The sequence below is a fragment of the Polymorphobacter fuscus genome (genome assembly GCF_011927825.1).
GTDB lineage: Bacteria > Pseudomonadota > Alphaproteobacteria > Sphingomonadales > Sphingomonadaceae > Sandarakinorhabdus > Sandarakinorhabdus fusca.
This window is the reverse complement of record NZ_JAATJI010000001.1, coordinates 595,918-610,066: the sequence shown is the minus strand read 5'-3', so window position 1 is coordinate 610,066 and position 14,149 is coordinate 595,918. Positions and strand designations below refer to the sequence as shown.

Annotated in this window: 14 protein-coding genes and 1 tRNA gene; 13 read left to right on the top strand and 2 right to left on the bottom strand. The window is 65.5% G+C overall.

Going from position 1 to position 14,149, the window contains the following annotated elements; translation table 11 throughout:
• The first annotated feature begins 18 nt into the window (after positions 1-18).
• From folK to GGQ62_RS02935, 4 genes are all read left to right on the top strand, one after another.
• The gene (gene folK / locus GGQ62_RS02950) at positions 19-531 is read left to right on the top strand and encodes a 2-amino-4-hydroxy-6-hydroxymethyldihydropteridine diphosphokinase (RefSeq protein ID WP_152576565.1); all 513 of its coding nucleotides are present in this window, start codon (positions 19-21) and stop codon (positions 529-531) included.
• A tRNA-Lys gene (locus GGQ62_RS02945) sits at positions 522-597 on the top strand. Before folK ends, GGQ62_RS02945 begins: the two co-directional genes overlap by 10 nt.
• Positions 598-647: 50 nt before the next feature.
• On the top strand, positions 648-1,436 hold the full coding sequence (locus GGQ62_RS02940) for a dienelactone hydrolase family protein (RefSeq protein WP_152576566.1): 789 nt from the start codon (positions 648-650) through the stop codon (positions 1,434-1,436).
• 5 nt (positions 1,437-1,441) lie between these two features.
• Positions 1,442-1,840 carry an FKBP-type peptidyl-prolyl cis-trans isomerase gene (locus GGQ62_RS02935; protein WP_152576567.1) on the top strand — a complete coding sequence of 133 codons (399 nt, stop codon included), beginning with the start codon at positions 1,442-1,444 and terminating at the stop codon, positions 1,838-1,840.
• A gap of 7 nt (positions 1,841-1,847) precedes the next feature.
• Here GGQ62_RS02935 and glmS read toward each other — a convergent pair whose 3' ends face one another.
• Together glmS and glmU are read right to left on the bottom strand one after the other, a co-directional pair.
• Positions 1,848-3,671: a glutamine--fructose-6-phosphate transaminase (isomerizing) gene (gene glmS, locus GGQ62_RS02930; RefSeq protein ID WP_152576568.1), complete on the bottom strand. Its 1,824-nt coding sequence runs from the start codon at positions 3,669-3,671 to the stop codon at positions 1,848-1,850.
• Positions 3,672-3,676: 5 nt separating this feature from the next.
• Positions 3,677-5,020 carry a bifunctional UDP-N-acetylglucosamine diphosphorylase/glucosamine-1-phosphate N-acetyltransferase GlmU gene (glmU, locus tag GGQ62_RS02925; protein ID WP_152576569.1) on the bottom strand — a complete coding sequence of 448 codons (1,344 nt, stop codon included), beginning with the start codon at positions 5,018-5,020 and terminating at the stop codon, positions 3,677-3,679.
• A gap of 141 nt (positions 5,021-5,161) precedes the next feature.
• Here glmU and gph point away from each other — a divergent pair, with 141 nt between their 5' ends.
• The 9 genes from gph to GGQ62_RS02880 all read left to right on the top strand — a co-directional run bounded on the left by gph (position 5,162) and on the right by GGQ62_RS02880 (position 14,148).
• Positions 5,162-5,848: a phosphoglycolate phosphatase gene (gene gph / locus GGQ62_RS02920; RefSeq protein WP_152576570.1), complete on the top strand. Its 687-nt coding sequence runs from the start codon at positions 5,162-5,164 to the stop codon at positions 5,846-5,848.
• On the top strand, positions 5,845-7,059 hold the full coding sequence (locus GGQ62_RS02915) for a sensor histidine kinase (protein ID WP_152576571.1): 1,215 nt from the start codon (positions 5,845-5,847) through the stop codon (positions 7,057-7,059). Before gph ends, GGQ62_RS02915 begins: the two co-directional genes overlap by 4 nt.
• Before the next feature lie 105 nt (positions 7,060-7,164).
• Positions 7,165-8,187, top strand: a complete 1,023-nt coding sequence (locus tag GGQ62_RS02910; RefSeq protein WP_152576572.1) for a substrate-binding domain-containing protein — start codon at positions 7,165-7,167, stop codon at positions 8,185-8,187.
• A 6-nt stretch (positions 8,188-8,193) separates the two neighbouring features.
• A complete protein-coding gene (pstC, locus tag GGQ62_RS02905; RefSeq protein WP_152577052.1) occupies positions 8,194-9,579 on the top strand; it encodes a phosphate ABC transporter permease subunit PstC in 1,386 nt (461 codons plus the stop codon).
• Positions 9,579-10,898, top strand: coding sequence for a phosphate ABC transporter permease PstA (gene pstA, locus GGQ62_RS02900; protein ID WP_167649449.1), 1,320 nt, complete (start codon positions 9,579-9,581; stop codon positions 10,896-10,898). The genes pstC and pstA overlap by 1 nt, the downstream gene beginning before the upstream one ends.
• Positions 10,899-10,915: 17 nt before the next feature.
• The gene (pstB, locus tag GGQ62_RS02895) at positions 10,916-11,704 is read left to right on the top strand and encodes a phosphate ABC transporter ATP-binding protein PstB (protein ID WP_152576573.1); all 789 of its coding nucleotides are present in this window, start codon (positions 10,916-10,918) and stop codon (positions 11,702-11,704) included.
• A 10-nt stretch (positions 11,705-11,714) separates the two neighbouring features.
• A complete protein-coding gene (gene phoU / locus GGQ62_RS02890) occupies positions 11,715-12,422 on the top strand; it encodes a phosphate signaling complex protein PhoU (RefSeq protein WP_152576574.1) in 708 nt (235 codons plus the stop codon).
• Positions 12,423-12,440: 18 nt separating this feature from the next.
• The gene (phoB, locus tag GGQ62_RS02885) at positions 12,441-13,157 is read left to right on the top strand and encodes a phosphate regulon transcriptional regulator PhoB (RefSeq protein WP_152576575.1); all 717 of its coding nucleotides are present in this window, start codon (positions 12,441-12,443) and stop codon (positions 13,155-13,157) included.
• 88 nt (positions 13,158-13,245) lie between these two features.
• Positions 13,246-14,148, top strand: coding sequence for an SDR family oxidoreductase (locus GGQ62_RS02880; protein WP_152576576.1), 903 nt, complete (start codon positions 13,246-13,248; stop codon positions 14,146-14,148).
• Position 14,149 lies beyond the last annotated feature (1 nt).

Genomic DNA, 14,149 nt, shown 5'->3' with positions numbered 1-14,149 from the left:
TGTAGGCGATGCGCGCACATGGAAACAACCATCCTGATCGCGCTGGGGTCCAACCGGCGCCACGGCCGCCATGGCCGGCCGGAAGCGGTGGTGCTGGCAGCGATGCGCGCGATGACAGCGCACGGCCTCGCGGTCACCGCGCAATCGCGCATCCATGCCACCGCGCCGCTGGGGCCGGGCGGGCGGCGGTTTGCCAATGCAGCTGTTGCGGTGTCATCGTCGCTGCCGCCGGGCGCCGTGCTCGGCATCATCAAGGCGATCGAGCGCGACTTCGGCCGGCGCGGCGGCAAGCGCTGGGGGGACCGGGTGCTCGATCTCGACATCATTGCGGCGGGGGATGCCGTTGTTGCCTCGGGGGCACTGCAAGTGCCGCATCCGCGGATGGCGGACCGACGCTTCGTCCTCGATCCGCTGGTCGAAATTGCGCCCGATTGGCGGCATCCGCTGCGTCATGCGACCGTCAGGCAGTTGCGCGCGCGGGCGATGCGTCCTAAAGGCCGCGTCCACGTTGCAAAACGTGTGGGCCCATAGCTCAATCGGTAGAGCGCGCGCCTTTTAAGCGCTAGGTCGCGGGTTCGAATCCCGCTGGGCCCACCATTTCCTGTTTGCGTGCCATCTGCGAATAGCCCGCAACGGGAGCGACGACGATGCCGATGGTCGATTATGCCGTGAGCGATTTCACCGCAGCGCCGTGGACGCGGCCGGTGTATCGGCGCGGCAATGGGCCCGCAGTCATTGTCATCCACGAGATCCCGGGTTTACACCCGCAGGTCTTCGCCTTCGCCGACCGGCTGGTCGCAGCGGGGATGACGGTGTTCCTGCCCAGCTTGTTCGGGACGCCCGGCAAGCCGGCGAGCAAGGCCTATGCGCTGCGATCGATCGCCGGGGCCATTTGCGTGCGGCGCGAATTCAACATCTGGAGGGGTGGCCGGTCGAGTCCGATCGTCGATTGGCTGCGCGCGCTGGCGCGCTACGCTCATGCCGAATGCGGCGGCCCGGGGGTCGGCGCCATCGGCATGTGCTTCACGGGCGGCTTTGCGCTGGCGATGATGACCGAGCCGGCGGTGATCGCGCCGGTGCTTTCCCAACCGTCCATGCCTGCGATCGGCGGCAGCAAGGGCGTGATCGATGCCAGTGCCGACGAGATCGCCTGTGCCCGCCGTCGATTCGCAACGGAGGACCTGACCCTGCTGGGCCTGCGCTACAAATCGGATCGCAATGTTCCTGATGCGCGGTTCGACCGTTATGCCCGCGAATTCGGCGACCGCTTCGAACGGATCGATCTCGACGACGCCGACGCCCGACCGGGCACCGGCCTGTCGCCCCATTCGGTGCTCACCATTCATCTTCCCGAAAGCGGGCCTGGGAAAGAAGCGGAAACGCGCACCATCGCGTTTTTCGGCCATCGCCTCGGCCTGACACCCACAGGAGCCTGACAGACATGCCCATTGCTGCCATCGCCATTGCAGCGGCTGCCGTTGCCGCCGCACCGATCGTCCTGCCGGGCGGCACCCGTGCCACTGATGTGGCGCCGGGAAAGGGCGCCGAGGCAATGCCCGGCCAGATGGTTGCCGTGCACTATACCGGCTGGCTGTGGCAGGATGGCATGCGCGGCAAGAAGTTCGACAGCTCGCGCGACCGCGGCGAACCCTTTGTGTTCCAGCTTGGGACCGGCCAGGTCATTCTGGGCTGGGATGAAGGCGTGGCCGGCATGAAGGTCGGCGGCAAGCGCACACTGCTGGTGCCGCCCGCCGCCGGCTATGGCGAACGCGGCGCCGGTGGCGACATTCCGCCCGGCGCGACATTGTTGTTCGAAGTCGAACTGATCGCCGCGCAATAGCGCGACGTTATTCGACGGTCACCGATTTGGCGAGGTTGCGCGGCTGGTCGACATCGGTGCCCTTTGCCAATGCGACATGATAGGCGAGCAGCTGGATCGGGACTGCGGTGATCAACGGGCTGATGAACGGATCGACCGTCGGCATCAATATGCTGGCGGCAGCACTGGCGCCATGCTCGACCAGCCCGGCCGCATCCGACAGCAGACAGACCTGGCCACCGCGCGCCATGACTTCCTGCATGTTTGATACCGTCTTGTCGAAGCGCGGGCCTGAGGGCGCGATGACGATTACAGGAACATTTTCGTCGATCAGCGCGATGGGGCCGTGCTTGAGTTCACCCGCAGCATAACCTTCTGCGTGAATATAGCTGATTTCCTTCAGCTTCAACGCGCCTTCCATTGCCATCGGATAGTCGGGGCCGCGGCCGATGTAGAGGATATCGCGCGCCTTGCTGAGCGACACGGCGAGCGAGGTGATCGTGTCTTCGGCGGCCATGGCAGCGTTCATCGCGGCCGGGACCTCGGTCAGCAGGCGGACGTGGCGGGCTTCGGTGGCGGCGTCGACCCGGCCCTTGGCCTTGCCGAGCGCGATGGCAAAGGCCGCGAGCACGGCGAGTTGGCAGGTGAAGGCCTTGGTGCTGGCGACGCCCACTTCGGGCCCGGCATGGGTGGGCAGCAGCAGGTCGGCTTCCCGCGCCATAGTGGAGGAGGCTACGTTGACGACGGCGGCGATGAACTGGCCGCCGGCCTTGGCATGACGCAGCGCCGCCAGCGTGTCGGCGGTTTCGCCCGATTGCGAGATGAACAGCGCCAGGCCGCCGGGTTCGTACACCGGATCGCGATAACGGAATTCGCTGGCGTTCTCGATCTGCACGGGGACGCGAGCGAGTTCCTCCAGCCAATAGGTCGCGACCTGGCCGGCGAGCAGTGCGGTGCCGCAGGCGACGATCTGGATGCGCTTCACCTCGGCAAGGTCGAAAGGCAGCGCGGGCAGCGAAACGGTTTCGGCGAGCGGATCGAGATAGGCGCCAAGGGTCTGCGCCACGACGATTGGCTGTTCGTGGATTTCCTTCTCCATGAAGTGGCGGTAGTTGCCCTTTTCGATCACGGCCGCCGAAGCCGATGAAATGATGATCGGGCGGATGACGGGCTGGTCGTTGCTGTCGAACACCTGGGCGCCATCGCGGCTGAGGCGCACCCAATCGCCTTCTTCGAGATAGGCGATGCGATTGGTGAAGGGAGCAAGGCCGAGCGCGTCCGACCCCAGGAACATCTCGCCATCGCCATAGCCAAGGACAAGCGGTGAGCCGCGGCGCGCGCCGTACATGACGCCGGTGTCGGCAGCGAACAATATGGCGAAGCTGAAAGCGCCATGCAGGCGCTTGAGCGTTGCCGCAACCGCCGCATCCGGGGTTGCGCCGGCTTCGACGGCCATGGTCAGGAGATGCGCGACCACTTCGGTATCGGTTGCGGACGCGAGCACGCGGCCGGCGGCGAGGACTTCGGCGCGCAACGCCTTGAAATTCTCGATGATGCCGTTGTGGACGAGCGAGACCGCCTCTGTGGCGTGCGGATGCGCGTTGTCGGTTGTCGGCGCGCCATGCGTTGCCCAGCGGGTATGCGCGATGCCGATGTCCCCGGGAAGCGGATCGGCGCCGAGCACCTTGACCAGATTGTCGAGCTTGCCTTCGGCACGGCGGCGATCGAGCCCACCATCGTGGATCGTCGCCACGCCTGACGAATCATAGCCGCGATATTCGAGCCGGCGCAGACCATCGACGAGGCGGTCGGCGACCGGCCGGTGCGAAATGATGCCGATGATGCCGCACATTCGCGTCAGGCCTTTCTTGCCGCCATGATGCGGCGGAATGTGGCGGCCCAGCCGGGCTTTTCAACCTGAGCCGGGCGGACAAGCGCCAGCGCGTCGGCGCTGACGTCGGCGGTGATGACCGAACCGGCGGCGACGATGGCACCGTCCCCGATTGTCACCGGGGCGACGAGTGCCGAGTTGGATCCGATGAAAGCACCAGCACCGATATTAGTGCTGTATTTCAAGAATCCGTCGTAATTGCATGTAATCGTGCCGGCACCGATGTTGGCGCCGGCGCCGACAGTGGCGTCGCCCAGATAGGTCAGGTGATTTGCCTTTGCCCCCGCGCCGAGCACCGCCTTCTTGGTCTCGACGAAGTTGCCGATGCGCGCGCTGGCGCCAACTCGGGTGCCGGGGCGCAGGCGTGCAAATGGTCCAATGTTGCAGCCTTCCCCGATGTCGGCACCCTCGATGTGGCTGTGGCCGTGGATGATGGTGCCGCTGGCGATGCGGACGCCGGGGCCGAACACGACAAAGGGTTCCACCGTAACGTCGCTGGCGATCACCGTGTCATGGGCGAAAAACACGCTTCCCGGGTCGATCAGCGTAACACCATCGGCCATGGCGGCGGCGCGGCGGCGATCCTGCCAGGCTGCTTCCAACCCCGCCAATTCGCCGCGGGAATTGACACCGGCGACTTCGCCGGCCTCGGTTTCGATGACCCGGGCGATGCCGCCATCGCCGATGATCAGACCGACGATGTCGGGCAGATAATATTCGCCGGCGGCATTGGCATTGCCGACCCGCGCAAGGAGCGCGAACAACGCCGCGGATCGCACGGCCATCAGCCCGGAATTGCAGAGCGTTACCGCCCGTTCCTGCAGTGTCGCATCCTTGTATTCGACCATTTTGGCGATCCGGTCGCCGTCGGCGATGATGCGGCCATAGGCGCCGGGCTCGGCGGGGTGGAAGCCGAGCACGACCGCGTCGACGCCGTCCACCAATGCGTCGCGGAGCCGGGCCATGGTTGCACTGCTGACCAGCGGCGCATCGCCATACAGAATGAGGATGTCGCCGTCGAAGCCCGCGAGTGCGGCCTGCGCCTGTTGCACGGCATGGCCGGTCCCCAGCTGCGGCGACTGAACGGCGATCTGTGCGCCATGGCCGCCGACAGCCGTTTCGACCTGCTCGCGCCTGGCACCGACGACGACGACAGTGCGTTCTGGCGCGAGAGTCTTCAGACTGTCCAAAAGATGCAACACCATGGGCTTACCAGCGATCGGGTGGAGGACCTTGTGGAGCGACGATTTCATTCGCGTGCCCTGGCCAGCGGCAAGGATGATGGCGGCGAGCGGGCGGGTCGGTGTCACCCGCGCAGCCCTGCCATATCGTCACGCAAGTTGGAAGCCCGCGCTCTGGCCGGCTGGCAAAGCCGCCACAGGGGTCGGCACGACCGGCAATTGGAACATAGGCCATTGCCTTGTCGGCGCCGCTCATCGCATGTTCCGGGGGTGTCCGATCTCCCCGCGCTTGTCGCCTTCGACCTTGATGGAACGCTTGTCGATACAGCGCCCGACCTGTGCGCCGCGCTGAACCATGCGCTCGGCGTGTTGGGGCGATCGCCGGTGCCTGCGGCCGATGTCCGTCACATGGTCGGACATGGCGCTCGCAAGCTTCTGGAACGCGGGCTGGCGGCGACCGGAGTGATGACGCCGGACCTCGTCGAAGCCGGTGTCCCGGCGCTTCTGGACTATTACGCCGCCCATATCGCCGATGGTTCGCGGCCCTATCCGGGTGTCGAAGCGGCGCTCGACATGCTCGCGCGGGCCGGCTGCACCCTGGCGATCTGCACCAACAAGCCGGTGGCGTTGTCACGGGCGCTGGTCACGGCACTGGGCTGGGACGGGCGGTTTGCCGCGAACCTGGGGTTTGATTCGGTGCCTTCGCCAAAACCCGACCCCGAACATCTGCTGGCGACGATTCGCGCCGCCGGTGGCGCGGCAGCGGAGACGGTTTTCGTCGGTGATTCGATCACCGATACGACGACGGCGCGTGCGGCCGGCATCCCGGTGATCGCGGTCAGCTTCGGCTTTTCCGACCGGCCGACGGCGGCGCTGGGTGCCGATATCGTCATCGACCATTATGATGCGCTGCTTCCGGCGCTGCGGCGGCTGGCCCCGGGGCGGTCAAACCGGTGACGGCGCTGCCGCCCGGCGCCTGGACCGTCCTTCTGACGGCTGCGGCGTTGCTGGTCGGCCTGTTGATCGGCCGGCGGTCGCGGCCACCGCCGCCGATGGTGGCCGACGCCCCGCTGCCGCCGCCGCCGCGGCACGACATTGTCAGCATCGAAGCACTGGTCGATCCGGCGCTGGTGGTCGAAGGCTTCATTGCGGTGGCTGCCAACGCCGGGGCGCGGCGCATTTTCGGCGACCGGATCAGCGGCAGCGACCTGCAACTGACGCTGCGGCACCCGTTGGTGCTCGACACGGTGGCGGAGGCGGCGGTGCCGGGCGGTCGCGCACAGCGGGAGGTCGTCGGGCTCGGCAATGCCGTCGGAGCGTGGATGGTCTACGCCGTCAATGCCGGGGGCGGGCATGTGCTCGTGCTGTTCGACGACATCACCCAGGCGCGCATGACCGAACGCATGCGGGTCGATTTTGTCGCCAATGCGAGCCATGAGCTGCGCACGCCGCTGGCGACGCTTTCGGGCTTCATCGAGACGTTGCAGGGACCGGCGGCGGAGGATGCGCCGGCACGGACCCGGTTTCTCGACATCATGCAGAAAGAGGCCCAGCGGATGTCGCGGCTGATCGACGATCTGCTGTCGCTGTCCCGCATCGAAATCGACAAGCATGTGCGGCCTTCGGCGCAGTTGCAGCTGCGCGGCATCGTCGCCGAAGTCGGCAAGACCCTGGCGATGCGGTTCGAAAGTGACCAGCGGCGGCTGGAGATCCATGAGGCGCCGGACCTGCCGCCGGTGATCGCCGATCGCGACCAGATGCTGCAGGTGCTGCACAATCTTGTTTCGAACGCGCTGAAATATGGTCGGACCGGAACCACCGTGACCGTGACCGTCGCGCCGGAGCCGGCGGCCGCCGGCCAGCCAGCATCGGTCAGGGTGACCATCGCCGATGCAGGCGATGGCATTCCCGCCGAGCACCTGCCGCGCCTGACCGAGCGGTTCTACCGTGTCGATTCGCAGCGTTCGCGCAAGATGGGCGGGACCGGGCTCGGGCTGGCGATCGTCAAGCATATCGTCGAGCGCCACCGCGGCCGGCTCGAAATCGAAAGCCGGCTGGGGGAGGGGACCAAGGTGTCGGTTCTGGTGCCACAGGCACCGGCGCCGGCGGCATCGGCCCGAACGTCGATATCAAGTGCAAAGGGTGGCGTCACAGAAGTGCAACAATAGCGTCATATGGCCCACATGTCCCGGCGTTAGCTGCGACAGGCGATGCGGCGCTTTTCGCCGACTGGCCGATCAGGAGGCAAAGTGGCAGTTGCGACCGGCAAAGGGATGATGCTCGTCGCATGTGCTGCTGCTGCCGTGGTGGCGGGGTGCACCGGCAGCACGCGGACGCAGATCCGCATTGTCGGGTCGTCGACCGTTTATCCGTTTACCACCGCCGTCGCCGAACAGTTCAAGCGCGCCTGGCCGCAATATGCTGCGCCGATCGTCGAATCGACCGGCACTGGCGGCGGCATCAAGCTGCTCTGCGCGGGTGTCGGACAGCAGTTTCCCGACATTGCCAATGCCTCGCGGCGGATCAAGAAAAGCGAGGTCGATGATTGCGTCAAACATGGCGTCAAGGGGCTGATCGAGGTGCAGATCGGGCTCGATGGGCTGGTTGTTGCGCAGGCCCGCCGGGCGAATTTCCCCGGCATGAGCGAGCGCGATATCTATCTGGCGCTGGCGGCGGATCCGTTCGGGCGCGGCCCCAACCGGGCGCGGACCTGGGCGGACGTCAACCCGGCGCTGCCGCCGATCAAGATCGAGGTCATCGGGCCGCCGCCGACATCGGGGACACGCGACAGTTTCAACGAGTTGTTCATGATCAAGGGCTGCGAAAGCGAGCCGGCGATGATGGCGTTGAAGAAAAGCGACGAGAACCGGTTCAAGACGATCTGCAGCCGCGTCCGCGAGGATGGCCCCTATGTCGAGGGCGGCGAGAACGACAATCTGATCGTCCAGAAGATCAACGCCAATCCCAACGCGCTTGGAATTTTCGGCTTTTCGTTCCTTGAGGAAAACCGCGACCGGGTGAAGGACGTGGCGATCAACGGCGTCGATGCAACGTACGACAATATCTCCAGCTTCCGTTACCCGGCGTCGCGGGGGCTGTTCTTCTATGTGAAGGCGCAGCATGTCCGCGCCGTGCGCGGCATGGCCGAGTTTCTCGACGAATTCACCAAGGAAGCGACCTGGGGCCCCGGCGGTTACCTGTCCCGGCGGGGGCTGGTCGCGTCGCCGCCGGAAGTGCGGGCGAAAAACGCCGCCGCCGCCCGCGACCTGGTCCCGCTCGATCCGGCGACGCTGTAGATGACGATGTCGATCACTCTTGTCCTCGTGCTGCTGTTCGGCATCGGCGCCTATTTCGCCGCGCGGGCGCGGGCCGCGGCGTTTGTCGGCACCGGCGGCCGGATCGGCGCAGTGCATTCGCTGCCAGTCTATCATGGTGCGTTCGTGGCGGTTGCCGCGCTGGTTCCGGCACTGTTGTTGCTCGGCATCTGGGCCATCGTTGGCGAGGGCGTCATCCAGAACAGCGTGTTGTCGGCGGTGCCTGCGGCATCGCGGCCGGAGACGCCGCTCGATGTGTCGGCGTTCATGAACGAGGTGCGCGGGCTGGCGAGCGGCGATATCGGCGTCGCGTTCAACCCGGCGGCCGAGGCTGCGGTCCCCAACTATCGCGCGACGCGCGGAAACTACAACATCATCGTCGGCGCGGTGGCGGTGACGCTGTTTGCCCTTGGCGCGTTGTGGGGCTTTTCCCAGTTGCGCCCGGATTTTCGCGCCCGCAACCGGGTCGAGGTGCTGGTCAAATGGCTGCTCATCGGCGCTTCGCTGGTGGCGATCCTGACGACCCTCGGCATTGTGCTGTCGCTTGTGTTCGAATCGGTGCGCTTCTTCCAGCAGGTGTCGCCGATCGAGTTTCTGTTCGGCACCCATTGGTCGCCGCAGACGGCGATCCGCGCCGACCAGGTCGGGTCGACGGGCGCTTTCGGGGCCGTGCCGTTGTTCTGGGGCACGATCTTCATCGGTGCGATTATCGCCATGATCGTTGCCATCCCGCTCGGGCTGATGTCGGCGATCTACCTGACGCAATATGCCGATCCGGCGGTGCGGCGCTATCTCAAGCCGATGCTGGAGCTGCTCGCCGGGGTGCCGACGGTTGTTTACGGCTTCTTTGCGGCGCTGACGGTGGCCCCGGCGGTGCGCAACTTTGCCGTGTCGCTGGGTTATGCCGATGCCTCGGCGGAAAGCGCGCTGGCGGCAGGGCTGGTGATGGGCATCATGATCATTCCTTTTGTTTCGTCGATGGCCGATGACGCGCTGGCGGCTGTGCCGCAGGCGATGCGCGATGGCAGCCTGGCGATGGGGGCCACCAAGTCCGAAACGGTGAAGCGGGTGCTGGTGCCGGCTGCCTTGCCGGGGATCGTCGGCGGCATTCTGCTGGCTGTCAGCCGCGCGATCGGGGAAACGATGATCGTCGTCATGGCCGCGGGCCTGGCGGCCAATCTGACGCTCAACCCATTCCAGAGCGTGACGACAGTGACGGCGCAGATCGTCGCGCTGCTCACCGGCGACCAGGAATTCGACAGTCCCAAGACATTGTCGGCGTTCGCGCTCGGGCTGGCGCTGTTCGTCATTACGCTGGTGCTCAACATCTATGCGCTCGCCGTCGTCAAGAAGTACCGCGAGGCTTATGAGTGATGGCTGACATGCTCGATCCCAAGCCGCCGCGGCCCGCGCAGCCGGCCAAGCCGCCGACCGACTGGACGACCGCCGAGATGCAGGGCCGCATCGCCGCGCGCTATCGGTCCGAACGCACGTTCAAGTTTCTGGGCCTCGGGGCCCTTTCCCTGGCTGCCTTTTTCCTGGCGTTCCTGCTGTTCACCATCTTCCGCGACGGTGCTTCGGGGTTCCGGCACAGCGAAGTCCGGCTGGAGGTCAATTTCGATCCCGTCGCCCTCGGCATCAACGCGGCTGCGGTGCGCGGCCCGGATGGGTTGACCGAAATCCGCAAGGGCGACTTTTCCGATCTGATGCTGCGGTCGACACGGCAGCTCGGCAATGCCGCAAATGTCGTCAGCGAAGGCGCCTGGCTCGACCTGCGCACCGCGGTAGAAGCCGACCCGTCGATTTTGGGGACGACACGGACGGTTTGGGTGCCGGTGCGCAGCGCCATCGACCTTCTGGCGAAGGGCAAGTTCGACCTCGATGCACCCGAAATCTCGCGCGGGGTCAGCGACAAGGACATCGCTGCCTGGCGGGCGCTCGACAGCCAGGGCCGACTGCGGACCAGCTTCAACACGATCTTCACATCAAGCGCCGATTCGACCAACCCGGAGCTGGCCGGGATCTGGGGCGCGGCGTTGGGATCACTGTTGACGTTGGCGGTAACCATCGGGTTGTCGTTTCCGGTCGGCGTGCTGGCAGCGATCTATCTCGAGGAGTTCGCGCCGAAGAATCGCTGGACGGACCTTGTCGAAGTGTCGATCAACAATCTGGCGGCGGTGCCCTCGATCATCTTCGGGCTGCTCGGGCTGGCGGTTTTCCTCAATGTGTTCAACATGCCGCGGTCGTCGCCGCTGGTCGGTGGCCTGACCTTGGCGCTGATGACATTGCCGGTCATCGTCATTTCGGCACGCGTGGCGATCAAGGCGGTGCCGCCGAGCATTCGCGATGCAGCGCTGGGAATCGGCGCCTCGCCGATCCAGGTGGTCTTCCAGCACGTGTTGCCACTCGGCCTGCCCGGGATCATGACCGGCACCATTATCGGCATGGCTCGCGCGCTGGGTGAAACCGCGCCGTTGCTGCTGATCGGCATGCGGGCGTTTGTCACCGACACGCCGATGGGGTTCACGTCGCCAGCGACGGTGCTGCCGGTGCAGGTGTTCCTGTGGTCGGATGATGTGCAGCGCGGCTTTGTCGAGAAGACATCGGCAGCGATCATCGTGCTGCTGCTGATCTTGCTGCTGCTCAACAGCGTCGCCATCTATCTACGAAACAGATTTGAGAGGCGCTGGTGAACCAGGTTTCCATGCAGATGGGTCATAACGTCAACGTTCCGCCGACGTTGACGACGAAGATGACGGCGCGCAACGTCAGCGTCTTCTACGGCCCCAAACAGGCGTTGAAGAATGTCTCGATCGACGTCAGCCGCGAGAATGTGACTGCCTTCATCGGACCGTCGGGCTGTGGGAAATCGACCTTCCTGCGCTGCTTCAACCGAATGAACGATACCGTCGCCAGTGCCCGGGTCGAGGGCGAAATCGCGCTCGACGGCCATGATATCTATGCCGCCGACATGGACGTCGTGCAGTTGCGGGCGCGCGTCGGGATGGTGTTCCAGAAGCCAAATCCTTTCCCCAAGTCGATCTACGAGAACATCGCCTATGGCCCGCGTATCCATGGCCTGGCCCGCAGCAAGGCGGACTTCGATGTCATCGTCGAAAGCGCACTGAAGCGTGCCGGGTTGTGGGACGAGGTCAAGGACCGGCTGGGTGAAAGCGGTACCGCCATGTCGGGCGGGCAGCAGCAGCGGCTGTGCATCGCCCGTGCCATCGCCGTCGACCCCGAAGTCATCCTGATGGACGAACCCTGCTCGGCGCTCGACCCGATCGCCACCGCCAAGATCGAGGAGCTGATCGACGATCTTCGCGGACGCTATGCCATCGTGATCGTCACCCACAACATGCAGCAGGCGGCGCGCGTCAGCCAGAAGACGGCGTTCTTCCACCTCGGGACGATGGTCGAATATGGCGACACGTCGACGATCTTCACCAACCCCGTCGAAGCGCGCACCAAAGACTATATCACCGGCCGCTACGGCTGAAGGAAACCAGATGGCCGATACCACTGCCCATACCGTCAAGTCGTTCGACGAGGACATCGCCCAGCTGCGGTCGATCATCACGCGCATGGGTGGGTTGTGCGAGGTGCAGATCAGTGCCGCCGTCGAAGCGCTGGTGACACGCAACGTCGATGCCGCGTTGCAGGTGGTCGCCGACGATGCCCGCATCGATGCGCTGGAAGCCGAGGCCGAAGCGCTGGCGGTCCGGATCATCGCGCTGCGCGCGCCGCTGGCGGGTGACCTGCGCGAAATCGTCTCCGCCATGAAAATCGCCGGCGTGCTGGAGCGGATGGGCGATTATGCCAAGAACATCGCCAAGCGCGCCTCCGCGCTGGCCCAGGCGCCGCCGGTCGAACCGGTGGTGATCGTTCCTGAAATGGCGCGCGCGGTGATCGGCATGATCCGCGACGTCCTCGATGCCTTTGTCGATCGCGATGTGGAACTGGCGCAAGCTGTGTGCGACCGCGACCAGCAGGTCGATGATTTCTACAACAGCCTGTTCCGGTCGTTGCTGACCTTCATGATGGAAAATCCGCACTACATCACGCCGTCGACGCACCTGCTGTTCGTCGCCAAGAATCTGGAGCGCATCGGCGACCATGCGACGTCGGTGGCCGAGATGGTGCACTTCACGGTGACCGGCGAACATATCGTCGACCGGCCGAAGACCGACGACACCTCGACCTTTGCCCGCCTCTGATTGTTGCTGGAGAGCCTTATGCGCCCGAAAATCCTGCTTGTTGAAGACGATGCGAGCCTTGTCGAACTGGTCAGCTACAATCTGGAGCGCGAAGGCTTCGATGTCATCCGCACTGGCGATGGCGAGGAGGCGCTGGTGCTGGCGCAGGAAGAGAAACCCGACCTGGTCATTCTCGACTGGATGATCGCCAATCTGTCGGGGATCGAGGTCTGCCGCCGCCTGCGCCGGGCGCCGGCGACGGCCAACCTGCCGATCGTCATGCTGACGGCGCGCGCCGAAGAGGCCGACCGTATCCGCGGGCTGGAAACCGGCGCCGATGATTATGTGACCAAGCCCTTCAGCCCGCGCGAACTCGTGGCGCGGCTGCGCGCGCTGTTGCGGCGGCTGCGGCCGGCGCTGTCGGGCGGCAATCTGGAGCATGCCGGCATCGTCATGGACACATCGGCGCACCGGGTCGTCCGCGACGGCCGCACCGTCCAGCTCGGGCCGACGGAATTCCGCCTGTTGCGGCACTTTCTGGAACATCCCAGCCGGGTGTTCAGCCGCGAACAGCTGCTCGACGCGGTGTGGGGCCGCGACGTCTATGTCGAGCAGCGCACGGTCGATGTCCACATTCGCCGGCTGCGCAAGGCGGTCAACAGCACCGACAGTGGTGAAGAATTGCCCGATGTCATCCGCACCGTGCGCTCGGCGGGTTATTCGCTCGATCCGGAGCCGTCGCTGGTTCGTGCCTGACATCCCGGCGGCCCGCGGCGTGAGAACCCTTTTCGTGACGTCGCGCCTCGGCTAAGGCCTCGCCGACAGACAACAGGGGCTGATCTTCATGACTTTGCGTTTCGACAATCGCGTTGCCATAGTCACCGGTGCCGGCGGCGGCCTGGGTCGGGCCTATGCGCTCGATCTGGCGCGTCGCGGCGCCAAGGTCGTGGTCAATGATCTGGGCGGCGCGCGTGACGGATCGGGCAGTTCGCTTTCGGCAGCCCAGGGTGTCGTCGACGAAATCACTGCCATGGGCGGGGAGGCGATGGCCAATGGTGCCAGCGTCACCGATGCGGCTGCCGTCGAAAAGATGGTCGCTTTCGTCAAGGAACGCTGGGGCCGCGTCGACATCCTCATCAACAACGCCGGCATCCTGCGCGACCGGACCTTCGTCAAGATGAGCCATGACGACTTTCGCCAGGTGCTCGACGTGCATCTGATGGGCAGTGTCATCTGCACCAAGGCGGTCTGGGAAATCATGCGCGAACAGACCTTCGGCCGCATCCTGATGACGACGTCGTCGACCGGCCTGTACGGCAATTTCGGCCAGGCAAATTATGGTGCTGCCAAGTTGGGGCTGGTCGGGCTGATGAAGACGCTGGCGCTGGAAGGCGCCAAGTACAACGTCAAGGTCAACACCATTGCGCCGCTGGCGGCGACGCGGATGACCGAGGACCTGATGCCCGCCGAGCTGCTGGCGAAGATGGGCCCTGAGACGGTCGTGCCGGCGGCCGTATTCCTCGTCAGCGACGACGCGCCCACCAATGCCGTCATCAACGCCGGCGGCGGCGGGTTCGAGCGGGCCTATGTGACGCTGACACAGGGCATCCATGTGGCGCCGGAGGATATGACGGCGGAAACGGTGGCGGCCCGCTTTGCCGAAATCAGCGACCGGACGGGCGAGATCGTTCCCGACACCGGGTCGGCGCAGGGCGCCGTGGCGCTGGGCGGCGGCAACCGCGGCTGAG